20 protein-coding genes are annotated in these 24322 nt (G+C 60.7%); 8 read left to right on the top strand and 12 right to left on the bottom strand.

Going from position 1 to position 24322, the window contains the following annotated elements; all coding sequences use genetic code 11:
- From IB245_RS17495 to IB245_RS17480, 4 genes are read left to right on the top strand one after another with little or no spacing between them, the layout of a single operon-like run.
- Positions 1–876 (top strand): metal ABC transporter substrate-binding protein, encoded by an 876-nt coding sequence (locus tag IB245_RS17495; RefSeq protein WP_192228161.1) that lies wholly within the window; start codon positions 1–3, stop codon positions 874–876.
- The gene (locus IB245_RS17490) at positions 873–1433 is read left to right on the top strand and encodes a DapH/DapD/GlmU-related protein (protein ID WP_150630614.1); all 561 of its coding nucleotides are present in this window, start codon (positions 873–875) and stop codon (positions 1431–1433) included. Before IB245_RS17495 ends, IB245_RS17490 begins: the two co-directional genes overlap by 4 nt.
- 2 nt (positions 1434–1435) lie before the next feature.
- Positions 1436–2773: a dihydroorotase gene (locus IB245_RS17485; protein ID WP_192228160.1), complete on the top strand. Its 1338-nt coding sequence runs from the start codon at positions 1436–1438 to the stop codon at positions 2771–2773.
- Positions 2774–2795: 22 nt separating this feature from the next.
- Complete coding sequence (locus IB245_RS17480) at positions 2796–3701, top strand: His/Gly/Thr/Pro-type tRNA ligase C-terminal domain-containing protein (RefSeq protein WP_192228159.1); 906 nt, start codon at positions 2796–2798, stop codon at positions 3699–3701.
- Positions 3702–3780: 79 nt separating this feature from the next.
- Here IB245_RS17480 and IB245_RS17475 read toward each other — a convergent pair whose 3' ends face one another.
- Positions 3781–4302: a DUF3617 domain-containing protein gene (locus IB245_RS17475; protein ID WP_008027488.1), complete on the bottom strand. Its 522-nt coding sequence runs from the start codon at positions 4300–4302 to the stop codon at positions 3781–3783.
- Positions 4303–4434: 132 nt separating this feature from the next.
- On the opposite strand from IB245_RS17475, the gene cls reads away from it, so the two are divergent.
- Positions 4435–5874: a cardiolipin synthase gene (gene cls, locus IB245_RS17470; protein ID WP_192228158.1), complete on the top strand. Its 1440-nt coding sequence runs from the start codon at positions 4435–4437 to the stop codon at positions 5872–5874.
- On the opposite strand, the gene cfaB is transcribed toward cls, so the two are convergent.
- The 5 genes from cfaB to hflK (IB245_RS17445) form a co-directional block, all read right to left on the bottom strand.
- Positions 5871–7055 carry a C17 cyclopropane fatty acid synthase CfaB gene (cfaB, locus tag IB245_RS17465; protein WP_008041360.1) on the bottom strand — a complete coding sequence of 395 codons (1185 nt, stop codon included), beginning with the start codon at positions 7053–7055 and terminating at the stop codon, positions 5871–5873. The two genes, cls and cfaB, sit on opposite strands and share 4 nt — an antisense overlap.
- Positions 7056–7245: 190 nt before the next feature.
- Positions 7246–9156 (bottom strand): cation-translocating P-type ATPase, encoded by a 1911-nt coding sequence (locus IB245_RS17460; protein WP_192228157.1) that lies wholly within the window; start codon positions 9154–9156, stop codon positions 7246–7248.
- Positions 9153–10211 carry a protease modulator HflK gene (hflK, locus tag IB245_RS17455; protein ID WP_008027495.1) on the bottom strand — a complete coding sequence of 353 codons (1059 nt, stop codon included), beginning with the start codon at positions 10209–10211 and terminating at the stop codon, positions 9153–9155. Before hflK (IB245_RS17455) ends, IB245_RS17460 begins: the two co-directional genes overlap by 4 nt.
- Entirely contained in the window at positions 10208–11248 is a 1041-nt protein-coding gene (gene hflC, locus IB245_RS17450) for a protease modulator HflC (protein ID WP_032828679.1), read from the bottom strand. The genes hflK (IB245_RS17455) and hflC overlap by 4 nt, the downstream gene beginning before the upstream one ends.
- Complete coding sequence (gene hflK, locus IB245_RS17445; RefSeq protein ID WP_192228221.1) at positions 11245–13203, bottom strand: protease modulator HflK; 1959 nt, start codon at positions 13201–13203, stop codon at positions 11245–11247. The genes hflC and hflK (IB245_RS17445) overlap by 4 nt, the downstream gene beginning before the upstream one ends.
- Positions 13204–13420: 217 nt before the next feature.
- Here hflK (IB245_RS17445) and lpdA point away from each other — a divergent pair, with 217 nt between their 5' ends.
- Positions 13421–14821, top strand: coding sequence for a dihydrolipoyl dehydrogenase (gene lpdA, locus IB245_RS17440; protein ID WP_192228156.1), 1401 nt, complete (start codon positions 13421–13423; stop codon positions 14819–14821).
- 121 nt (positions 14822–14942) lie between these two features.
- Here lpdA and IB245_RS17435 read toward each other — a convergent pair whose 3' ends face one another.
- A complete protein-coding gene (locus tag IB245_RS17435; RefSeq protein WP_008027506.1) occupies positions 14943–15416 on the bottom strand; it encodes an Lrp/AsnC family transcriptional regulator in 474 nt (157 codons plus the stop codon).
- Positions 15417–15560: 144 nt separating this feature from the next.
- Here IB245_RS17435 and IB245_RS17430 point away from each other — a divergent pair, with 144 nt between their 5' ends.
- The gene (locus IB245_RS17430; RefSeq protein WP_192228155.1) at positions 15561–16190 is read left to right on the top strand and encodes a LysE family translocator; all 630 of its coding nucleotides are present in this window, start codon (positions 15561–15563) and stop codon (positions 16188–16190) included.
- Between the two features lie 3 nt (positions 16191–16193).
- On the opposite strand, the gene IB245_RS17425 is transcribed toward IB245_RS17430, so the two are convergent.
- The 5 genes from IB245_RS17425 to IB245_RS17405 all read right to left on the bottom strand — a co-directional run bounded on the left by IB245_RS17425 (position 16194) and on the right by IB245_RS17405 (position 23377).
- Entirely contained in the window at positions 16194–18311 is a 2118-nt protein-coding gene (locus IB245_RS17425; protein ID WP_192228154.1) for a hypothetical protein, read from the bottom strand.
- Positions 18298–19494, bottom strand: a complete 1197-nt coding sequence (locus IB245_RS17420; RefSeq protein WP_192228153.1) for a DUF3142 domain-containing protein — start codon at positions 19492–19494, stop codon at positions 18298–18300. The genes IB245_RS17425 and IB245_RS17420 overlap by 14 nt, the downstream gene beginning before the upstream one ends.
- A 130-nt stretch (positions 19495–19624) precedes the next feature.
- Complete coding sequence (locus IB245_RS17415) at positions 19625–21655, bottom strand: pyridoxamine 5'-phosphate oxidase family protein (RefSeq protein ID WP_192228152.1); 2031 nt, start codon at positions 21653–21655, stop codon at positions 19625–19627.
- 63 nt (positions 21656–21718) lie between these two features.
- On the bottom strand, positions 21719–22345 hold the full coding sequence (locus IB245_RS17410) for a glutathione S-transferase family protein (protein WP_008041372.1): 627 nt from the start codon (positions 22343–22345) through the stop codon (positions 21719–21721).
- Between the two features lie 129 nt (positions 22346–22474).
- The gene (locus IB245_RS17405) at positions 22475–23377 is read right to left on the bottom strand and encodes a LysR family transcriptional regulator (protein WP_192228151.1); all 903 of its coding nucleotides are present in this window, start codon (positions 23375–23377) and stop codon (positions 22475–22477) included.
- A gap of 106 nt (positions 23378–23483) precedes the next feature.
- Between IB245_RS17405 and ppk2 the strand changes: the two genes are divergently transcribed.
- Entirely contained in the window at positions 23484–24305 is an 822-nt protein-coding gene (gene ppk2, locus IB245_RS17400) for a polyphosphate kinase 2 (RefSeq protein WP_192228150.1), read from the top strand.
- Positions 24306–24322 lie beyond the last annotated feature (17 nt).

Below are 24322 nucleotides of genomic sequence, written 5' to 3'. Positions count from 1 at the left end.
ATGCGCGCTTTACTCGTGCTGTTCAGTTTGATGCTGTCGATGTCGTTGTCTGCGGCGGAAAAACTGCAGGTGGTCACCAGCTTCAGCATCCTCGCCGACATGACCCATCAGGTCGGTGGCGAGCACATCCAGATCACCAACATGGTCGGCCCCGATGCCGATGCTCACACCTATGAGCCGACTCCGGACGATGCCAAGGCATTGCTCAAGGCCAGACTCATCATCAAAAACGGCTTGGGTTTCGAGCCGTGGCTGGACCGCCTGGTGACCAGCACCGAGACCAAAGCCCCGGTCATCAGCGCGAGCCACGGCGTCATCCCACGCTCGCTGGATGAAGATGGCGAGACCGTCCCCGACCCTCACGCCTGGCACAACCTGGCGAACACCGAGCTGTACATCAGCAACATCACCAAGGCGCTGATCGCCGCCGACCCGGCGAACAAAGCCGACTATGTACGCAACAGCCAGGCCTACCTGAAACAGATCTACGCGCTGCTCGCCGAAGCCAAAGCCAAGCTCGGTTCGCTGCCACCGGGCAACCGCAAGATCGTCACGTCCCACGACGCATTCGGTTATCTCGGTCAGGCCTACGGCATCGACTTCATGGCGCCGCAAGGTCTGTCCACCGAGCGCGAACCTTCCGCCGCCGAAGTCGCTGCGCTGATCACCCAGATTCGCCAGGCCAAGGTCAAAGCGGTGTTCATGGAGAACATCAAGGATGCCCGCCTGCTCAAGCAGATTGCCGATGAAAGCGGTGCACACATTGGCGGCACGCTGTACTCCGATGCGCTCGCCGCCAGCGGTCCGGCGAGCACCTTTACCGGGTTGTTCGAGTACAACCTCAACACCTTGTACGAGGCTTTGAGCAAGCCATGATCCGCAAGAATCCCTCAGGTGATTTGCCACTGATTGCGGAGTCCGCCTACGTCGATAAGACCGCGATCATCTGCGGCAAAGTGGTGATCGGCGAGAACGTTTTCGTCGGCCCCTACGCGGTGATTCGCGCGGACGAAGTTGACGCCTCGGGTGAGATGGAGCCGATCACCATCGGCGCCAACTCGAACATCCAGGACGGCGTGGTGATCCACTCCAAGTCCGGTGCAGCAGTGACGATCGGCGAGTTCAGCTCGATCGCCCACCGCTCCATCGTTCATGGTCCGTGCTCCGTGGGCGACCGGGTGTTCATCGGGTTCAACAGCGTGCTGTTCAACTGCGCCGTCGGTGATGGCTGCGTGGTGCGGCACAACTCGGTGGTCGACGGTCGCGACTTGCCCGCCGACTTCTACGTGCCCTCCACCACCCGCATCGGGCCCAACACCGACCTGTCGCAATTCCCGCCGGTGAGCGTCAGCGCCTCGGAGTTTTCCGAAGACGTGGCGCGCACCAACGTCGATCTGGTGCGTGGCTACAAAGCCCTGCAAAACGAGTTCTGACCATGAACAACGTGCTGATTCGCAATGCCCGGCTGGTGAATGAAGGACGTGAGTTTGACGGTGATCTGTTGGTCGGCCATGGTCGCATCGTCAAGATCGCGAGCAGCATCGAAGGGGAAAATGCTGCCGTCGAAATCGATGCTGACGGCCAGTGGTTGATGCCTGGAATGATCGATGATCAGGTGCACTTCCGCGATCCCGGTTCGCCCGACAAGGGCAGTTTCTACACCGAATCGCGAGCAGCGGTGGCCGGCGGCATCACCAGTTTCATGGACATGCCCAACACGAACCCGGCGACCCTGACGCTGGCAGCATTGGCCGACAAGAAGCGCCGTGCAGCGATCAATTCGGTGGCCAACTACGGTTTTCACTTCGGCGTGAGCAACGACAATCTCGACACCGTCGCCGCGCTCAATCCTTGCGAAGTGGCCGGCGTAAAAGTGTTCATGGGCGCGTCCACGGGCAACATGCTGGTAGACGATCCCAAGGTCCTGGAGCGGCTATTCGCCGAGGTGCCGACGATTCTGTTGGCCCACTGCGAACACACGCCCAGCATCGACGCCAATGCGGTGAACCTGCGAGAGCTGTTCGGCGAGCACATTCCCGCAGCAGCCCATCCGCTGATCCGCAATGCCGAGGCCTGCTTCCGTTCGTCCTCGATGGCCGTGGATCTGGCCAAGCGGCATGGCACCCGGCTACACGTGTTGCACCTGACCACCGCCCGCGAACTGGCGTTGTTCGAAGACAAGCCACTGACACAAAAACGCATTACCGCCGAAGTCTGTCTGCACCACCTGCTCTTCGACGATCGCGACTACGCAACGCTCGGCAACTTGATCAAATGCAACCCGGCGATCAAGACTCAGGCCGACCGAGACACCTTGCGCCGGGCCCTGATGAGTGATCGACTGGACGTCATCGGCAGCGATCACGCGCCTCACACCTGGGACGAAAAGCAACGTCCCTACTGCCAGGCACCGTCCGGCTTGCCATTGGTGCAACACGCCCTGCCCGCCCTGCTGGAGTTGGTGGCGGATGACGTTCTACCGATCACCACCCTTGTGGCCAAGACCAGTCACCGTGTCGCCGATCTGTTTGCGATTCCCGACCGAGGCTATTTGCGCGAAGGGTATTGGGCCGACCTGGTGTTGATCAAACCCGAACCTGGTGGCGTTGCCGTCTCCCAACAGCCGATCCTGTCTCAATGCGGCTGGACGCCCTTCGCGCAACGGCGCTTTCGCCACAGCGTGAGCACCACGTTGGTATCGGGGCAAATGGCGTGGCACGACAAATGTCTTAATGACAGCTGCCAGGGTTTACCGCTACGGTTTACACGCTAGTGCAGCACTCGAGAGCACCGACATGATCCACATCACTCTGAGCGATGGTTCATTGCGTGAATACGACCAACCGTTGTCGGTGTACGAGTTCGCCGCGAGCATTGGTCCCGGGCTTGCCAAAGCAGCCGTCGCCGGCCGGGTGGACGGCGTATTGGTGGACTGTCAGTTCTTGATCGAAGCCGATGCCCGGGTCAGCATCGTCACGCCCCAAGAGCCCGATGGCCTGGAGATACTGCGCCGCTCCTGCGCGTTGATGCTGGCGATGGCCGTGAAACAGCTCTATCCAAAAGCGCAATTGCAGACCGGATCGGCGCTGGGTGACGGGTTCTATTATGAGTTTGCCTTTGAACGACCGTTAAACCTGGTCGACCTTGCGGGCATCGAAACGCGCATGAAGACCCTGGCGGCGACCAATCATTCGATCCGCCGACGCGAGCCGTCACCGCGTTCCAAGTACATGGAAAAACTTGCGACCTACCTGCTCGGGGACTTCGAATGTGTGTCGATGGGCCCGCATGCTCCGGCAACCAGAGTGTTGCAGGCATTCGCGCTCGATCACATCAGCGGCCTTTCGCCACAGCGGATCTATGGCACGTGCTGGTCTTGCCAGGAGGAACTGGACGACTGGCGCGCACCGCCGCACGTGATGGTCGTGAGCATGGATGATCGCCAAACGGATTACGCACAGTGGGTGACCGAGGCCTTGCGCCGAAGCGGCGTACGCGCCCGTGCGGACCTGCGCAACGAGAAGGTCCGCCACAAGATTCGCGAACACAGCCAGCAAGTGCCGTATCTGGTGGTAATCGGGGAGAAAGAAAAAGAAGGCGGGTTTGTCAGCGTGCGCAGTCGCACCGGGGAGGATTTTGGCCGGATGGCCATTGAGGCGGTGTGTGATTGGCTGAGATCAACGGGGATTGCGGGTGTCTGAAATGACGCCTTCGCGGGCCAGCCTCGCTCCTACAGGATTCACACCGTCCCCGTAGGAGCGAGGCTTGCCCGCGAAGCTTTTAAGCTCTTGGTTTAACAGTCCCGCAATCCTGCCCCAACCAGACTGCGCGAGTATCAAGGCTACCCTTCTGCTGAATGCCGGTGGCGTTGAACGTGCCATTCACCTTGGTGGTGAACTCACGATCACTGAGGAATGTGGCCACACCCGCACCCTGCGCTTTCGGGCAGCTGAAGCGGAATTTCCACTGGTTACCGGTGCGCTCGGTGATTTCCTGCTTGCAGCCCGATTGCGGATCCGTCAGCGGAATGTTGTCAGTCTTCACTTGCTCCGGCGTCAGGCAAGCCCGGATCCCCTTGCCGCCCATGGTAATGCCCTGCTTCTCCAGCTGCGCCCGCTGTTCAGGCGTCATCTGGCTCTGTATCTGACCGAGGATCAGTTGCAGATCCGGCAGGTTCTGGTCATCGACTTTCATGTTGCTCGAGGTCAATTCCCACAAACCCGGCTGCAGCATCTGCGCCTGAGCGGCCACCGGAAGTGCTAAACCTAAAGCTACGGCCAAACCCAGCAGACGAACGTTCATTGAGTAACTCCTGATCGATAGTGGCCGTTAGACGTCAGCCACGAGCTTCGGTTCATGGGCCAATTAAATAGCGACATTCTGCACGGAACATGGTCTGTTAAGCACTGAATCTTCAGGAGCAAGGCTGCCCCCATGGATTACTTTGGACCGCATATTTTCGGTTACCTGATCGCCCTGCTGCACTCGTTAGGCATGATCGCCGCCATTCATGCCGTGTTGACCGTTCGGACCGCTCAGGGCTCGATCGCCTGGGCCTTGTCGCTGCTGTTCATTCCCTACTTCACGCTCATTCCCTATCTGGTCTTCGGCCGCAGCACCTTCGATGGCTACATCAAGGCACGGCGGCAGGCCAACGAGGAAATGCGCAAGGCCATCTCTGATTTGAACTGGCGCCCGTGGGTCGAAGAAGCACTGACCGCCCGTGCCTCCAACGCCTACGCATCATTGAGGGCGATGCCAAAACTGGGCCGCATGCCCTGCCTGGCGAACAACGAAGTCAGCCTGCTGATCAACGGCCACGCCACTTTCGAGGCGATCTTCGCGGCCATCAGCCAGGCGAAGGAAGCCGTGCTGATCCAGTTTTTCATCATCCACGACGACCGTCTGGGCCAACGCCTGCAAACCTTGTTGCTGAAAAAAGCCGCCGAAGGCGTCGCCGTTTATTTACTGTACGACCGCATCGGCAGCCACTCCCTGCCCCACAGTTATGTGCAGCCGTTGCGCGATGCCGGTGTCGAGGTCAAAGCCTTCGCGACGCGTAGCGGCTGGCTCAATCGCTTTCAGGTCAACTTCCGCAACCATCGCAAGATCGTCGTGGTGGACGGCGTGTTGGGCTTCGTTGGCGGGCATAACGTAGGCGACGAATACATGGGCGAGAAACCACCCCTCGCCCCTTGGCGCGATACCCACGTGCGGGTGCGCGGGCCGGTGGTGGCGTGCATGCAGGAGTCCTTCGCCGAAGACTGGTTTTGGGCAGCGCGCTCGTTGCCGCCGTTAATACTGCCGGACGCGTATCCGGACAACGGTGTGCTCTGCCAATTGCTTGCCAGTGGGCCGGCAGATTCCTACGAAACCTGTTCGTTATTCTTCGTCGAAGCCATTCACGCGGCGACCGAGCGGGTGTGGATTACCAGCCCCTACTTCATCCCCGATGAAGCGGTGTTTGCCGCCTTGAGGCTGGCGGTTCTGCGCGGCGTGGATGTGCGATTGCTGCTGCCTTCACGACCGGATCACCGCATCGTCTACGCCGCCTCCAGCCTGTATGCCTTCGAAGCCGTGCGCGCCGGTGTGCGGGTATTTCGCTACCAGCCCGGTTTCCTGCATCAGAAAGTGGTGTTGATCGACAGCGAAATCTGCGCCATCGGCAGCGCCAATATGGACAACCGCTCGTTCCGGCTGAATTTTGAAGTGATGTTGCTGACTGTCGACAGAGTGTTTGCCGGCGAGGTGGAACAGATGCTCAACGACGACTTCGACCAGGCGCATGAAGTCGCCAAAGAAGAAAGCCGGGAGACCCACCGCCTGCAACAGGTCGGCATGCGGATCGCCCGGCTAATTTCACCGATACTTTAAGGGTTGTAGATGTCGTCGCGGGTCCAGGGCAGTTCATGGCTGCCATCGGGGTGGGCTTTCACTGCGAGGATCTGGTGCAGGTTGATCCAGCCCCGGGCGAATGCATAAGCACATCCCGCCAGGTACAGCCGCCAGATTCGCAAGGCCTGCTCCGGCACCTGCCGGGCGGCCGCTTCCAGGTTGTCCTCCAGGCGCTCGCTCCAATGGTCCAGGGTGCGCGCGTAGTGCAGGCGCAAACTCTCGACATCGACGATCTCCAGCCCCGCTTCGCTGATCTCGGCAGAGATCATCGACAGGTGCGGCAGCTCGCCGTTGGGGAACACGTACTTCTCGATAAAATCACCCGCGCCGCGTCCCACTGGCCGGCCATCGGTGTGCTTGGCGGTGATGCCGTGGTTCATCACCAGGCCGCCCTCTTTCACCGCGCCGAACAGGGTTTTGCAGTACTCGGCCAGGTTCTCGTGCCCCACATGTTCGAACATGCCGACGCTGACCACTTTATCGAAGCGCCCGTCTTGAGGCAGATCGCGGTAATCAAGCAGTTGCAGCTCGACCAGATCGTCGAGGCCTTCCTCCTTCACCCGCTCACGGGCCAGGGCCAGTTGCGCTTTGCTCAGTGTGATCCCGAATACCTTCGCGCCAAACTCCCGCGCCGCATAGCGCGCCAAACCGCCCCAGCCACAACCTACATCCAGCAGATACTCGCCAGGTTGCAGGCGTAGTTTGCGACACAGGTGGCGGAACTTGGCTTGCTGGGCCTGCTCAAGCGTTTCGCTGCCGGTCTCGAAATAGGCGCAGGAATACGCCATGTCACTGTCGAGCCACAGCTGATAAAACGCGTTGGAAAGGTCGTAGTGATAGGAAATCGCCTTGGCGTCGGTTTCCTTGTCGTGGGCGGTGCGAACAGGCTGACTGTCGATGTCGCCCAGCAAGGCCTGACTCCATTCATCAACGACGCGGATCACCTCGCTGATGGAGCCTTCCAGCTCAAGTTTGCCCTCGACGAATGCCGCTCCGAGCGCATCGAGGCTGGGATGAGTCAACTGGGTAACCATTTGTGGGTCCTTGACCACAATCGTGACGCTGGGCGTCGGCCCCAGATTAAATTCATGGCCGTCCCAGAGTCGCAGGCGTAGCGGTAACTGCAGATTCTGTAAGGCCGGTGGAAGTTGCGCGAGCATGGAATATCCCCCTTGTTTCAGACGTCTGATGTGAGGGTAGACCATCCTTGAAAAATAGCAGGCTATCGAATTAATAGCCGTTTTCTATGATTTGCAGCGCTGGAAAAAAGCGCCGCAAAATCACAGAAGTGATTGCCCTCACACTAGATGACTGCGAATTTCGCGCACAGTTCTGAAATGTTCACATCGCTTAGACGTCATCCTTCATCTTGAGCAACGGCTCTTGGAAACGCAGCAGCCGTCCGGCGTTGCCCAATACCAGCAACGTGCTCAGGTTATGCAGCAGCGCAGCAATCATCGCCCCTGCCGCACCGAGCCAGCCGAAGGCAGCGAAAGCAACAATTGCCAGTGTCCAGCCCAGACCGATGATCACGTTGACCTGCAAGGTCTGCCGGCATTGGCGACTCAAACGTACGCAAGTGCCGAGCCGACGCAGGTCGCTGCCGATCAGCACGATATCGGCTGAAGCCAAGGCAATATCCGCACCGCCCGCGCCCATGGCGACGCCGACCACACCGGCCTTGAGTGCCAGCGAATCATTGATGCCATCGCCGACCACCATCGGCCGGAAGCCGCTGCCGATTTCTTTCAGCACACGGTTGAGTTTGTCCTCGGGCAAGGCCTGGGCTTCGACATCGCTGATCCCGACATCCAGGGCCAACGTATTCGCGACGCTTTGGCGATCGCCGGTGAGCAACAATTGCCGGCCCAACCCGAGTTCTCGCAATTCACTCAAGGCGAATCGCGCTTCAGGCTTCACGCTGTCCGCGAGCAACAGCCAGGCCAGGAATTCACCGTTGAGCGCCAACCCGGCAATCGGACCATCGTGTTCGGGAACAGCAGAAGTGACGATCGCCAATTGCGCAAACAACTCCGGCCGCCCGAGTGCTGCTTCGCCCTGTTCGGTCATCGCTACCACGCCCAGGCCCTGACGTTCGTGAATGTCCGTGAGCAGCAGAAAATGTTCCTGAGTAACCAATCCGGCGAGCGCGCGACTGACCGGGTGACTGCTGGCGGAGCCCAGGCTGGCAGCCAGTTTCAGCACGTGATTGCGATCTTCCAGCGGACTGTCGATCGATTGCAGGCGCAAGGTGCCGAAGGTCAGCGTCCCGGTCTTGTCGACCACCAGCGACGTCAAATCCGCCAGCTCTTCGAGAAACGCCGAACTGCGAATCAGAATCCCGTGTCGTGCGGCAACCGCGACGCCGGCAATCGCCGTGGCCGGTGCCGACAACACCAACGCACACGGACAGGCTGCCACCAACACCGCGAGCATCGCTTGCGCATCGTTGGTGATGAACCAGGTCACTGCGGCCAGCAACAACACCAGCACCATATAGCTACCAGCGTAGCGCTCCAGCAAACGGGTGATTGGCGGCTTGGAACGCTCGGCGCTTTGCATCAGCGCGATGACTTTGCCGAGTGTCGATTCATTGCCGGTACGGGTCACTTCAATGCGCAGCAGGCCATCAAGGTTGATCGCCCCGCCGAACACCGTCATGCCGACGCCCGCCTCCACCGGCACCGACTCGCCCGTGATCGATGCGGTATCGAGACTCGCCTGACCGGAGAGCACACGACCATCGGCCGGCACTCGATCACCGGCGCGGACCTCCACGCGGTCGCCAGCCTTGAGCGTGCCGTTGTCGACTTCGACGATGGAGCCATCCGCCTGAACCTTGCGCGCATGGCTGCGTGTCAGTTTGCCGAGTGCGTGAATCGCCTCCTGAGAACCGATCACGCTGCGCTCTTCCAACACATGACCGAAGATCATGATGATCGGCAACAACGCAGCGGTCAGCAGATCGCCAGTCGCCCAGGCACCCAACATCGCCAACGCAATCAACTGATCGGTGATCCCGTGCAAGCTGGGATAACGCAGGCTGTACCAGGCAGAACGCATCACCGGCACGGCCACCAGCAACGAGGCAAAACCCAGCAGCAATTGACTGACGCCCGTCTGCTCCGGCGACCACCAGCGCCAGATCAAACCGAGCGCCAGCAAGCCGAGCGCGAGCATGGCCAGGGTCAGTTGGCGTGCAGCGCTGCGTTGTTCGGCCGAGGACAACATGCTCGGTGCGGCGGCGGTTTGGGCGGTCATTGTGCAGCTCCCTGAATGATCAGGCGGGAATCGTCTTTCGGATTGACCGTGGTCACCGAACCGGCCTGACCGAGGATTTTCGGCAAGCGCTCGCGGTAAATGCGCAACAGCATTTGCGGGTCGGTGCCTTGTTGTTGAGCCTTGGCCAGGCTCAATACCGTGGCCGTGTCGGCGGAGGCTTTGGCCAGCCGTTCGCTGGCTTGAGCGTGGGCGACTTGCAGCGCACGGTCGGCTTGCTCGTTGGCGGCCTGAGTGAGTTTCTCGGCTTCAGTGCGAGCATTGGCCACGGCTTTATCGGCTTGCTGACTTGCCGTCAGAACGGCGTTGAAAGCATTGACCGCAGGTCCTGGCAGACTCGACTGCACATCCACGCGCGCCACTTCGATCCCTAGTCCCTGCCCCGTTGCAGTCAATTGCGCGAGTCGTTGATTGATGCCTTGTACCAAATCCCCGCGCAGGCGCTCGCGTCTTTCCGCCGCTTGATTATCCGCGCCGATCAACTCCGGGCGCGCCACCAGGATGGTGTCCAGATCTCGTGCGGCGGTGAGTGCCACGGCGCTGCGAGTCACCAGGCGATCCAGTGCCGGCAGCACGTGTTCACCTTGAACAACGAACGCATACGGTTCGGTGACTTTGTAAAACACCCGCACATCCAGTTGCACCACACCCGCGTCACCCGTCAGCAGATAACCGGAACCTGCCAGCGCATCACTGAGCGGCGTGGCGAAAGTGGCTGCTCGGTCGGCCTGCAACGCGGCATCGCTGCGCAGCAGATTATCGACCCGACGCTCGATCACCCGATCCGCCGCCGGCAACAAAACCACCTGCTCAAACGGCCTCGGCCACGCCAACAGCAGACCGGCATTCTGAATGCGATCCAGCGCGCCAAAGTGCAACACCACCGCGCGATTTTGCGGGTCGATTTGCCGCACGTTGGAGAATGCCCACGCCAACGCGGCCAAGACTGTCACCGCATACAGGGCGAGAAAAGCCAATCGCCCGGCCTGAATCCAGGGGCTGCTTAACTCATTTGTTCCACGTGGAACCAAACTCATGGCTGCGATCCGGACTTGTTATCGAGCGTCGGCGGGCCGTCAACCAACACCCGGAACGGCGCGGCATCGGTTCGCAGAATCAGTTTGGTGCCAGGTGTGACGATGGTGCCCAAGGTGTCGAGGGAGCGCAGCAAGTTATACAGCTGCGGCGAACCCGCGTAAGCGCGGCCGTAAATCTGTGCGGCTTCGACCCGGGATTGAGCCTCGATGTCGGCAGCTTTTACTGTCGCATCGGCCTGGACGATTCGCGCATCACGCTCGGCAGCAGAGCGAATTTGCGCCGCTTCACGTTTGCCGATGGCCGTGCGTTCGGTGGCGATTGTTTCACGCTCGGCGCGCATGCGATCGACGGTGGCGGTCAGGGTCACCGACGGCAAGGTCAATCGTTCGATGCCGACTTGCAGCACACGAACGCCATAAGTGGCGAGTAACTGCTGATCGATTTGCTGACGCAACTGCGCTTCAAAATCAGCGATGTGCACCTGGCTGGCATCGGTGTTCACCAGATTGGCCAGGTCAAAACTGCTGGCCGTGGTTTCTAGCGCCGAGCCGACGAAGGTGCGAATCTGCCGCGCCGCTTCGTCCGGCTGATTCTGCACGGCGCGCATGAAGCGCTGCACATTGTCCGGATCGCCTTGTACCTGCCACGCCACGTAAGCCTGAACGATGATACGCAAACCGTCGCGCGTGCCCACATCCTGCAAACCACTGGACGTGGTGCGCAAACGCAAATCGACCGGAATCGCCGCTTCAAAAGGCGCGGGCCAACGCCAGCCCAGCCCCGGCTCCAGCAACACCCGCGACGGATTACCGAAGCGCGTGATCACCGTGGCTTCGCCGGAGCGCACCTGCACCAGACTTGCAGCCGCGATGGCAAACGCCACCAGCAACGCCGCCCACCCCATGCGTCGCCACGGGAATGGACCCGCTTCCTGCGGATCTCCGTGGTGGTGATGGTGATGCCCGTGGTGATGCCCGCCATGACCGTGATCGTGGCCGGCGTGGTCATCATGATCGTGAGTGTGCGACTGGCTCAATTGGCAGCTCCTGGCTGAGCAGTTTTACGCGCCGATGCAGGGTCAACCGGCAGCGTGAAAGTACGGAGGTCGATGGTCGGCGCGTTGCCGCTGCCGCCCAGACGATGATCGAGAACCAGCAACCTGGCGTTGGTCAGGCCTTGGGAGAGCTGGCTGAAATACTGTTCCAGCACGAAAGCCTGGCCCGCGCTGGCGTAGGCCTTTTGCTCGGCGCTGAATTTCAGATCGGCCGCTTGCGCAGCCGCATTGATTTCACGCGCGCTGGCCGTCGCTTGATCCCGTGCGATGCTGGCCTGCAATTGCGCCTGATTGGTGGCCTCTGCGGCTGCGCCGCGCTCACGCGAGATCAAGGCCTGCGCAGCAATTTGCGCCGCTTGCACACCGTGATAAGCGTTGGCCGCGCCGGCCGGTGGGTGAATCGCTTCAACCACAGTCGCGAGAATCTCCACGCCGCTGTCGAGCTTTTCCAGGTCCGCCTGCACCGCGCGGCCAATCTCTTCGGCGAGCCCTACCCTGTCCTCACCGAGTAGTCCGTCGAGGGTACGAGACGCGAAGTCGTGCACCAGAATCCGGCTGGCGGTGCTGCGGATCAGTGTCGGCACGTTGGCGCTGTTGTACGTCGCGGCCAACGCCGCTTGATCTGTGAGGCCGATGCGATAGACAAAACGCACGTCCATGTTGACGATCTGGAAGCTCTGTTTGTCGGCGCGACTGCTGGCAATCACCTGAGACTTGTCGTTCACGTGGCTGGCGTCCCACAAGCGATTGGCCGTCGCCGGCGCCGGACCTTCTGCCGGTTCAGCCACAATCGGCGCCGTCGCTTCACCAACACTGGTGGCCAACTCGTGAACCACGCCGTTCTCGACACTCAACACTCGGCCCAGCGGCCACGGCAGACCTGCGTGCAAACCGGGGCCGAAGACCTCCACCGGTTTGCCGAAACGCTCATAGATGCCCCGCCCTTGCAGGGAAATTTCGTGAATGCCGGTGAGCGACCAACCGACCAGTGCCACCACCGCCAGCACCGGAACGAATGCCCGACGCATGTAAGTGAAGGCCCAGATCTGTCGTAGATCGATGCCGAAGCGGTTATGTAATTCGTGTTGCAGCGCCAGCAACGGTTGGGGCGGCCAGCGCAGCATGTCGGCGACGAAACTTCGCGCCAGCAACGCAGGTTCGAGTTGTTCACGCTGCGGACTGAACAGTGACAACACCGCGCGTAGCAACAGTTCGACCGCAACCAGACCCGGCAGCAGGCCAATCAGTACCGCCAGACGTACCGGCCAAACCGACGCTTCGCTACCCAATAACAGGCACAGCGCGCTCAGCACAAGGCAGATGATTGCAACGCGCGTCAGCTGCGCCAGCGAACCTGCTTCGGGCCACTGGGCCACGTTTTCCTGGGCAAGTTGTCGCTCCAGCACCAGCAAACCGAAGGCCAGCAGTAACGACAATGCCGCCGCGACACTCGCGGAGAAACCGAGCGCAGCGGGAGGCAGGGCCAGGTTCCAGACTTGATTGATGCTGAACACTACCAGCAGCGCCCAAGCGCCAAGCCACAGCGTCGAGACGCCAATCTGCGCCAGCAGCCGCAACCATCGCCGGCTGATCCGCTCCAGCAGCCGTTCATACCAGCCCTCCGGCGGCGATTCAGCGACGACTTCCACAGGGAGCATCGCCGGGTTCATCGCCCTTTCACGCCACTGCGTCACCCACCACGCCGATTGCAGCCCGGCGACCAGCACCAGCAAACCGGCGCTCTGATTGACCAGCACCGCAGGCCAAAGCGACTGCGGTGCAAACAGCCCGACGAAAAACGCCAGCACCCAGCCTGCCCCTGCGAGCGCGCCGAGGCCGATTGCCAATTGCCGCAATCGCCGCCCTTGAAAGACTGCCTGCTGAAAGCGCGGTAGCCCTGCTACCGTTGCGCCCTCAATCTCGAGATCGACTTGCATACCACCCCAGTGATTTTCTTTGCTCACGTCGCAATTCGTTACGATATAACGAAAGCCGTGAAATTTTCGTACTAAATCTCTTTATCTAAAGACGCTCAACCTGTCGCTTGGCTGAAGCCTTGACCGAAAGGCGTGGCTGCGCACATATTACGCTCGTAATTTTATTCAGGAACTACGTTTATCCAGCCCGATTCCCATCCAATTCAGGAGTACCTGCATGAGCAACTATGACGTCGTGATACTGGGCGGAGGCCCCGGCGGCTACAACGCGGCAATTCGCGCCGGCCAATTGGGCCTTAAAGCCGCCTGTGTCGAAGGCCGCGCCACCCTCGGCGGCACCTGCCTGAACGTCGGTTGCATGCCGTCCAAGGCATTGCTGCATGCTTCTGAATTGTATGACGCGGCCATGGGTGCGGAATTTGCCAACCTCGGTATCGAGGTCAAACCCACGCTGAACCTCGCGCAAATGATGAAGCAAAAGGATGACAGTGTTGCCGGGCTGACCAAGGGCATCGAGTTTCTGTTCCGCAAAAACAAGGTCGACTGGATCAAGGGCTGGGGCCATATCGACGGGCCGGGCAAAGTCACGGTGACGGACAGCCAGGGCGGCAAGACTGAGCTGAGCGCCAAGGACATCATCATTGCCACCGGCTCCGAGCCCACTCCCCTGCCCGGCGTGGACATCGACAACACGCGCATCCTCGATTCCACAGGTGCGCTTTCTTTGTCCGAAGTGCCCAAGCATCTGGTGGTGATTGGCGCCGGGGTCATTGGCCTGGAATTGGGCTCGGTGTGGCGGCGTTTGGGCGCACAGGTGACCGTGGTCGAGTTTCTCGACCGGATCTGCCCTGGTGTGGACGGCGAAGCGGGCAAAACCCTGCAACGTTCATTGAGCAAGCAAGGCATCAGCTTCAAGTTGAGTTCCAAAGTCACCCGCGCCACAACCTCGGCGAACGGCGTTCAACTCAGCGTCGAACCGGCCGCCGGCGGTACTGCCGAACTACTCGAAGCCGATTACGTGCTGGTCGCCATCGGGCGCCGGCCTTACACCGAGGGGCTGGGGTTGGAGAACGTTGGCCTCGCCACGGATAAACGCGGCATGCTCGCCAACAAGGGTCATCGCACTGAAGCGGCAGGCGTGTGGGTCATCGGCGATGTCACGTCGGGGCCGATGCTCGCGCACAAGGCCGAAGATGAAGCCATGGCCTGTATCGAGCAGATCGTCGGCAAGGCAGGCGAGGTCAATTACGACCTGATCCCCAACGTCATTTACACCAGGCCGGAGCTGGCCAGCGTCGGCAAGACCGAAGAGCAACTCAAGGCCGAGGGCCGCGCGTACAAGGTCGGTAAATTCCCCTTCACCGCCAACAGCCGGGCGAAGATCAACCACGAGACTGAAGGCTTCGCCAAAGTGCTGGCCGATGAGCGCACCGACGAGATTCTCGGCGTGCACCTGGTAGGCCCGAGCGTCAGTGAAATGATTGGCGAATATTGCGTGGCTATGGAGTTCAGTGCTTCGGCTGAAGATATTGCCCTGACCTGTCATCCACACCCGACCCGCTCCGAGGCGTTGCGCCAGGCGGCGATGAATGTTGAGGGGATGGCGACGCAGATGTAGGGCTGGAGATTTTCGGTGCCGGGCCTACCGCCTTCGCGAGCAAGCCCGCTCCCACATTAGATCTGTGGCGTACACAACACCAATGTGGGAGCGGGCTTGCTCGCGAAGGGGGCAACCCGGTCTAGAGCGGTAAGTGTTCCAACGGCAAAGCCCCAGGCGTTTTCACCGTGTGAATCGCAAAGTTGCTGCGGATGTCGCTCACGCCCGGTAACTTCAGCAACCGCCCGGTGAGAAAGCGGTCATAAGCACGCAAATCCGGCACCACCACCTGCAACAGAAAATCCGATTCCCCTGACACCAGAAACGCCGAAATCACCTCGGGCAACGCCATCACCGCCACGCGGAAGGCTTCGGCCTGTTCGTCGTTGTGGCGTTCGACCTTGACCCCGACAAACACCGTCAGCCCCAACCCGACTTCATCGCGATCCAGATTGGCCTGATAGCCGCGAATCACCCCGGCCTCCTCCAACATCCGCACCCGACGCAAACAGGGGGACGCGGACAGACCAATCTCGTCAGCCAGTTGTACGTTGCTCAAACGACCGTCACGTTGCAGGGCCGCGAGAATTTTTCGGTCGTAAGCGTCCAGTTTCATGTTTGGCAGATCCTGATGGTATAGGCGTCAGAGAATGGCAGGTTATGCCAATTCAAGACTGTTTAGAAGCAAACTACGCAACCACCTGCCCTGTGTTTCAGCCCTAGACTGGCGCTACCGAATCGACAACGAAAGGGGTGCAGCATGGCGGGGCTTTGGCTGTTTTTCATGGCGCTGGCAGTGGTTTACCTGCTCCCAGGCCCGGACATGATTCTGCTGCTGCAAACCGGCGCTCGTCAGGGCAAAGGCGCGGCGCTGGCCACGGCGGTGGGTTTGGGCATTGCCCGGGGTTGTCATGTGGCGTTGGCGGCACTGGGGCTGGCGGCACTGTTCAAGGCCGCGCCCTGGACGTTCGATTTGGTGCGCCTGGCCGGGGCCGCGTACCTGTTGTGGATCGGCATTCAATGCCTGCGGACCACGATGCTCCCGAACCTGAACGGTGCAGATTCAGCCTGTCGAAAACCTCGTTGGCGCGAAGCCATTCAGCGCGGATTGTTGACCAACCTGCTGAACCCCAAGGCGCTGCTGTTCTGCTCGGTGCTGCTGCCGCAGTTTATCGATCCGCATGCAGGGCCGGTGCTCGCACAATTCGCGACCCTGGGCGTGGTGCTGGTCAGTGTCGGTTTGTTGTTCGACAGCGCGTACGCCTTGGCCGGCGCCGCGCTTGGCCGCTGGCTGCAACGCAGTCCTTCGGCCCAGCGCGTACAGCAGTGGTTGTTTGGCAGCCTGTTGATTGGTTTTGCCCTGCGACTGACCTTTGTTCAACAGGCTTGAACCTTACTGCGACTTACGGCGGCGACGATTGATCAGTAACAATGCCGCTGCCGTGACCGCCAACACACCGCCGATCTGCAAAGTTTTTTTGTAAGGCCGCAGCTCGGAGCGCACGGCGTCGGTGACCTGGGTGACGTAGCGCTTGTCGGCGCGCTGAAAATCCGGGTCCTGGCATTGGTGACCGAAATCACCCGCCCAGACGACATACGGGCCTTCCTCGACATAACGACGGTAGAACGCGCTTTGCTCTTGCAGGTTCGTACCCCACGACGAAGCCTTGCACAGCACCGACGCGAAAGCCTGGCTGCTGTGGGGCAAAAGATCAGCCGCTTTACTCGCCAGCGCGGTGGCAACAAACCGGTAATGGAAACGCTCATCAGGTTGCGCCAACGTGGCTTGCTGGCGTTTCACCTCACCCTCGGCCATCAATGGGCCGACCTTGAGCTCGGGAGTCTCGAGACTGTAATTGCCACCGAAAGTGGCGTAATCCGGAGACATCTCGTAGCCCAACAGCTCCATTCCGTCGAAACGAGCCACTGTCGCGGCATGGTAATAAGCGAATGCCCGTTTGGTTGGCCACCATTTCGACTCGGCGTCGTGGCGCAACTCCCCGTACCACTTGGCCTTGGCCTGCAAGTTGGCATTGTCGAAATAGCCTGGCGCCTCATCATAATGGCCCTCACGCAGCAATCGCCGCCCCAGCAGGTTGCGCAACTTCGCCGCCACCGATAACGGCACGTAGTTATCGCGATCCTGCTGAGTCAGCGCAGGCGGCGCCGACACTTGAGTGTCGACGTAGTGCTTGAGCTCATCGACGGTCAGCACACGCTCAGCGACGGTCGCAGCGTCGAACCAATAAATGTCGTTGCTGCGATAGAGCTGATCGAATGCCTGCAAATAATCCCCACGTTGCAACGCCAGGATCGCGCTTTCCCCCTCGACGCGGCACTTGGGCTGAAGCGTTTCGAAATCCCAGTCCGGTGTCCGTCGCTCGCCCCAGGATTCGTTCTGCGGGAAGGCCTGGGCAGCCTTGGCGTACGCGGCGGCGGCAGCCGTTTTATCACCCTCGCGCATCGCCAGTTTCGCCCGCAGCCACCACGCCAGGCCACCGTCGCCGGCGTGTTCAAGGAAGGCCTTGGCGCTGGCGTAATCGCCCTGTTGATAATTCACGGCCGCCAGCCGATCAGCATTGTCGAGGCTGCCGCGCGTGCTGTTTTGCAGCAGCTTGATCAGTTTTTGTTCGTTTGGCGGTTGATCACCAAATGACCAACCCAACCGGCTGATCAACGACGCCGTGACCAGTTGCTGCACCGGTTTGCCTTTAAGCAACGCGGCCAGTTGCTCGTCAGGCATCGCCGCCAGATCAGCCATCAACAGCTTCAATGAGGTGTAACCCACCGCGGAACCGTGGAGGTTTTGCGTGGCGTAGAGTTTTATAGCGTTGTCCCAATCGCCCGCCATGCGAGCGACACGCGCCTCTTCGCCGAGGCTGGCGACGCCAAGCTCCAATGGGTCGCTGAAACCGTCGATGCTCAACTGGCGCGCCTGCTCAAAGGCCTTGCGCGACTGCGTCAGCAGATCGGGTGCGGCGTCCGCTTCGCCGCTCATGGCAAACAGCGCCCGGCCCAGCGAATAAGCGGCCCAGGTGCTGCGCAACGCGCGTTGATCCGCCGGCAATGCGAGCACTTTCTGGAAGTAATCGGCGGCCAATCCATGGTCACCGACGCTGAACGCCACGGCGCCCGCCAGATAGAGCCTGTGCTCGGTCGGCAGGCCTGCGCCCTGCGCCTCGACCTGGTGAGCATCGCTCAGCGTGCGCAGTTCTTTGACCAACGCCTGCTGCGGCACCGTCAAACCAGCCTGTTCGGCGTCGTCCCGCTGCACGGCATAGTCAGGCGCGTCCATGCTGTAGACGACTTCGCTGACGTTCTTCAAACCCGTAATCGCTTGCCCGAGACGACTGATCTCGAACCGGAAGTTGCCTTCCGGCAGCTCCGCCAGCGACTGGCCCCGGTTGTCGAGCAGGCGCATAGGGAAATCCGGCCCGCAGGCCACTGCCGAACCCAGTGGAAAACCGAGGCTCAGGCAAAGCAAATGGCGGGGCCAGTTACGGGTGAACATTCGAACCTCCTTGATCAATGTTTGTGCAGCGTGCCCAACCAATGGCGCGCTGCCCACCGGCCGGGATCCGACCGTCGCGCAGGCGGGTGAAGGTAAGCAGATCCGGGCTTTGTTGCAACGCATAACCGGCCAGCGCATCGGCGCCCTCACAACCTCGTGCGGCGAGCGTCAGGCGTTCGGGCCAGGCGCTGTCGAGGTTGCCTTGATTGCTGATGCTGACGTCATAGAGGCCATCCTGCGCCGAGAGTTTCAGCGTCAGGCGACTATCGAGGGCATCGCCACGGGCCACGGCGCGCAAGGTCGTCAGGCTCCAGGCCCGGCGATCATTGACCAATGGCAGGCGAAACCAGATCAGCCCGGCCAGATGAGCCGGTGGATCGTCGCGCAACTGGGTGGCAAGTGTGCTCAGTTGCTGCGGATCGGCCAGCAATTCCCGGCGCTCGCCGACGCGCTCAATGGGCACTTCGCTTTCCACATCGGGTGCGCCGCTGACCTGCGGCAACAACGCTACGCCATAGGCCGGCAGCGCCAGATAAAAAGGTTTCGACGTGATGCGGCTCCAGGCGCCGGCCCATTTTCTGGCCTGATCCGGGTCAAACAATCCCATGCGCGGGTCGCTCACCGCATGCACCTGCAACACGCTGCTATCGACTGTGGATAACAATGCAGGCAGTTCGGAACTGTCGAGCCACGCCGGCAGCGCAGTAATGCTCAACGGCATGGAAGCCGGCAGCACCGCGCGCAAGTCCGTGAGGAATTTCCGATAAGCCGGTAGCCGAGCGTTCCCGGCATCGTGGTCGATTTCCACGCCGGAGAGCACCAGCCCTTGCGCCAGCCAATCGCTGAGCACTTGCTGGATCTGCGCAGCGACCTCGTCCTGATCCAGCGACTTGAGCTGGCCATCGAGACGAATCACCGCAATCAGCGGCCGGCCATCCCGTTTGAGCAGCACCGGGTCAATTCGCGCCCGGTTCCAGCCCGCCTTGGGGAATGCTTGCAAGGCCAACACCCGCAAGGTCGAAAAATCCGCACGGCTGTCTTTGAGTGCGGCTTCGTGGGCCGGCGTCCATTGTCGTTGCCATACATAAAGTTGCTGATCGAGCGGCGGTGCGTCCTGTTGTTCGCAACCGCTAAGCAAAGCCAGCATCACCAGCAAGCCTGACAGGCGAGCGAGAAAAACCATAAAACTCCTAAGCCTGAATCTCATATTTGTAGGAGCGAGGCTTGCCCGCGAAGCTTTTGGCGGAGTTTAGGACGCCTTCGCGGGCAAGTCGGGTCGCCGCATCGCTCGCTCCTACACGCCGCGTCAGATGCTACAGGTCGAGCACCAAAGGCTGCGAGCCCTGCGCCGGAATCGCACAACAAATCAGGACATGTCCTACTTCCGGCACTTCCGCTGGTGGCTGTGGATAATTCACCTGACCGCTGATCAGGCGAGTCTTACAGGTCCCGCAGGAACCGCCGCGGCAACTGAATTCCGGGCGCAAACCGCGGCTTTCCGCCAACTCCAGCAAACTGCCGCCGTCGGGTTGCCAGCGAGCTTCTTTGGCCGAACGCTCGAACACCACCGGCACTGACGTGGTCGCGGCGGACGGTTGCTCGATGACCACCGCGTCGGGGTCCGGCCGGCGACGCAAGGTCGACGGGCCGAAGGTCTCGGCGTGAATCCTGCTGTCACGGATGTCCAGTTCCCGCAGGCTGTCGTACAGCCCTTGAGTAAAACTGCCCGGCCCGCAGAGTACAAAATCGAGCTGATCGTAGTCCTCCACTTCAAGGATGTTCTTCAGCAACGCGGCGTCTATCCGTCCGGTCAGGTCAAAGTCCTCACCCTCGTGAGCATCGGCCTCCGGCTGACTGAGCAGACGCAGCACCCGCACCGAATCACCGGCGTCATCCAGCAAACGATCCAGCTCGGAGCGAAACGGTTGATCAGCCAGCGTGCGCGAACTCTGGAAAAACCATGTAGGCCGAATGTGCCGGGTGCGCAGGCCTTGATACACCACCTCCCGCACCATCGACAGCAAAGGCGTAATGCCTACGCCGGCGGCCAACAACACCAGCGGCCGACGTTCATGGGTTGCCACGGTGAAGTGCCCTTGCGGCGCGCGGGCTTCCAGCAGATCACCGACACGAACCTGCTCATGCAGATGCGAAGACACCCGCCCTTCTCGCTTCACGCTGATGCGGAAAAAGTCATCGGACGGCGCGCTCGACAGGCTGTAGGTGCGGATATGCACCTCGCCGCCAATGTTGAACCGCAGCGGTAGATGCTGCCCCGCTTGAAACAGCGGCAACCCGGCGCCATCGGCGGGCTCCAGATAGATCGAGCGGATGTTGTGGCTTTCCGCTTCGATGCGAACCACCCGCAGCGGCCGCCAAAGATCACCCAGCGCCCGGGCTTGCAGGCGTGCGTTGGCCTGCTCCCAGTTGCCCGTCAGCAAACTGGTGGGCGATACGCCGTCGAAGCGCCAGCGCAGAGCCAGTGCTGCGGGCCGACGCACCACCTGCTCCACCTCGAATGTCCACAGACGCTCGGCGCCTTGAAAGGCTTCGACTTGGGGGCCTTCAAGAATGATTTCGGTACGACCGCTGAGGTGCAGCAGGTCACCGGAGTTGAAATCGATGAACAGCAAACCCGCCCGTGGATTGATCAACAGGTTGCCCAGGGTATTGAAGAACAGATTGCCGGCGAAGTCCGGGATGGTCAGACGATTACCTTCTACGTGTACGAAACCGGCCTGACCGCCACGGTGGGAAACGTCCACTGAGCGCCGACCGTCGACATCCACATAACTGGCGACGAAGAAGGTATCGGCGTCGGCAATCATGGCTTTGGCAGCGTCATCCAGAGCGCCCAGGTGCTGCGCGATGCGCGTCGAGGGATCCGCCAGCGGCACCGAACGAAACTGCCGCAATTGAATGTATTGCGGGCAGTTGCCGAAGGACTGTTCGACCGTTACGCCGAAGCCATTCGCCGTCACGGCGCCGACGCGACCATTGAGGCGGTTGCGCCGCCGCGTGTGCAGTTCGATCCCCAACAAGCCGATCGCCGCGCCATCAGTCAATTGCGCCGGGTCATCCGCCCCCGGCAAGCTGTTGAATTGCAGCGCACCTGGCTGGGGCGAATGAGCGAAGCCCGGTTGCCCCTCAAGAATGCTCGCCCAAGGATTGCCGTCGATGTCCACTGCGCCGTACAGCATGAACGGCAGTTGCTCATAGAATTTGCGGTGTTGGTCCGGCATCTCAGTGCGAACCACCCTACGACCCAACTCCTCCATTCGCTGGGCAACACCGACGTGTGCCTGCAACTGTTTTTCGCCCGCGTGCCAAGGTGACTGGTCCATTACGGCTTCTCCCGTGCGCGCCAGGCGCAGTGTGAACGGCCCGACAATGCCGGGCCGCAGGTATCAGGCAGTTTTTTGCAGGCCGGCGACGGTGCGCGGCATGCCGACAAACCCTGGCAAGGCTTCGATGCGCGCCAGCCAGGCTCGCACGTTGGCGTAGTCCTCGAGCGACACGTTGCCTTCCGGTGCGTGGGCGATGTAACTGTAGGCGGCCACGTCGGCAATGGTCGGTTCGCTGCCGGTCAGGTAAACCGTATCCGCCAGTTCCTGATCGATCAGTTTGAGCCAGACGTGGGCGTAAGCGATCGTCTCTTCAGCCCTGTAAGGCGCGCCAAACACCGTGATCAGCCGGGCCCGGCCCGGGCCAAAGGCAATCGGTCCAGCCGCCACTGACAACCAGCGTTGAACCTTGGCGGCGCCGAGCGGGTCGTCTGGCAGCCAGCGACCGTTACCGTATTTTTTCGCCAGGTAAACCAGAATTGCGTTGGAATCGGCCAGCACCACGCCTTGATCGTCGATGGCAGGGACCTGTCCGAACGGGTTGATCGCCAGGTAATCCGGCTGTTTGTGCGCACCCTTGGCCATATCGACCAGGATCAGCTCGGTCGGCAGTTGTAGCAGGGATAACATCAGCTCCACACGGTGAGCATGGCCGGAACGTGGGAAGTTGTAGAGTTTGATCGCTTGCATGGTCGACTCCGCTGGGTGGTGGCGCCGTTCTGAAACGATCAGCGCCGATGGGAGCCATCTTCCACCCCCAACCAAAACAACAGAATAACCAGCAAACGCAATCAATTATTTCAGCCAGTGCAATAACCCTCAGCCCTGCAAGGCCGGGTGTTCGCGCAGCGCTTTCACCGTGAAGTCGACAAAACTGCGAATCCGGGCCGGCGCATTGCGGCCGCCCTGATACACCACATGGATGGGCAATGGCGGCAGTTCGAAGTCAGCCAATACGATTTCCAGTTCGCCGGAAGCGACTTTACTGGCGACTTGATAAGACAGGACACGGGTGAATCCCAGCCCGAGACACGCAGCCGTAATGGCTGCCTGATTCGCCGTCACCACCAATCGCGATTCAACCCGCACGCTGAGTGGCTCGCGCGCATCCTGAAAAAGCCAGCTTTTAAGCTGACCAATAGCGGACGTCGAAATAACCGGTGCACGCGCCAGATCCTGAGGATGCACCGGCCTGCCCTGCGTCTCCAGAAATGGCGGAGCAGCGCAAATCACCCGCCGTACTTCGCCGACGCGGATCGCGTGCTGGTTGCTGTCGGGCAATTCACCGATGCGCACAGCCACATCAATCCCCTCCTCGACCATGCTCACTACCCGATCGACCAGCAAGCCGTTGATGCAGACTTCAGGAAACTGCTTCAGATAACTCACCATTACCGGCGTAACGAACAACTCGCCAAATAACACTGGCGCGGTGATCGTCAGTTGCCCACGGGGTTCGGCATGACTGCCCGCAGCTGAATCCTCCGCTTCCTGCACCTCGGCAAGAATCCTCCTGCAGTCTTCGAGATACCGCTGACCCGCCTCGCTCAAATGCACGCTGCGGGTGGTGCGCGTCAGCAACCGTGCACCAATGCGTTTTTCCAGCGCGGCCACGGCACGGGTAACACTGGCCGCCGACAGGCCCAAACGCCGCGCCGCAGCCGAGAAACCTTGGTCCTGGGCGACGGCGGCGAAGACCTGCATTTCCTGGAATCGGTCCACTGGGTATGTCCTCTACTCAGATAATCGCTACCGTCAGGCTGCGAATCCAATACGGCGTTCAAAACAATCTAGTCTGACATAACCGGGAATTTGCGAGGTCTTGATTATGGCAAAGGATAAGAAGCGCCCGCTTAAGCAGAACGCTGCCGACAGCTCGAAGATGACTAACAAGGACTACCTGGAAGAACTGCGCCGACTGCACGTCGAAACCGTCAAGTTGCAGGAGTGGGTACGGCAAAAAGGGATCAAGGTGTGCATTGTTTTCGAGGGCCGCGACGGTGCCGGCAAGGGAGGGACAATCAAGGCCCTGACTGAACGGGTGAGCCCGCGCATCTTTCGGGTGGTGGCGTTGAGCGCGCCGACCGAACGTGAGAAAACCCAGATGTATGTCCAGCGGTACCTGCCGCATCTGCCGGCGGCTGGCGAAGTGGTGATCTTCGATCGCAGTTGGTACAACCGTGCGGGCGTTGAACGCGTGATGGGGTTCTGCACCCAGGAGCAGGTCGACCGTTTCCTGAAGTCGATTCCGTTGGTGGAACGCGCAATCGTCGATTCGGGCGTCATCCTGATCAAATATTGGCTGGAGGTCAGCCAAGAGGAACAGACACGACGTCTTCAGGCACGCATCAAGGATGGACGCAAAATCTGGAAGCTCACCGGCATGGATCTCAAGTCATACAGCCGCTGGTACGACTATTCACGCGCCCGTGACGACATGTTCAAGATGACCGACACCGAACATGCCCCCTGGTTCGTGGCCAACTCCAATGACAAGCGACGGGCTCGCCTGAACATCATCACCGACCTGCTCAGCCGCATTCCTTATAAGGATGTTCCGAGGGAGCCCGTGAAGTTGCCCAAACGCCAGAAACCAGGCAGCTATCGAGAGCCGAATTATCCACTGCGATTGATAGAGGAAAAATTCTGAGCTGAATGTAAAAGGGG

Origin of the sequence: Pseudomonas sp. PDM02, assembly GCF_014852285.1 — a bacterium.
GTDB classification, from domain to species: Bacteria; Pseudomonadota; Gammaproteobacteria; order Pseudomonadales; family Pseudomonadaceae; genus Aquipseudomonas; species Aquipseudomonas migulae.
This window is presented reverse-complemented; position numbering and strand designations above follow the sequence as displayed.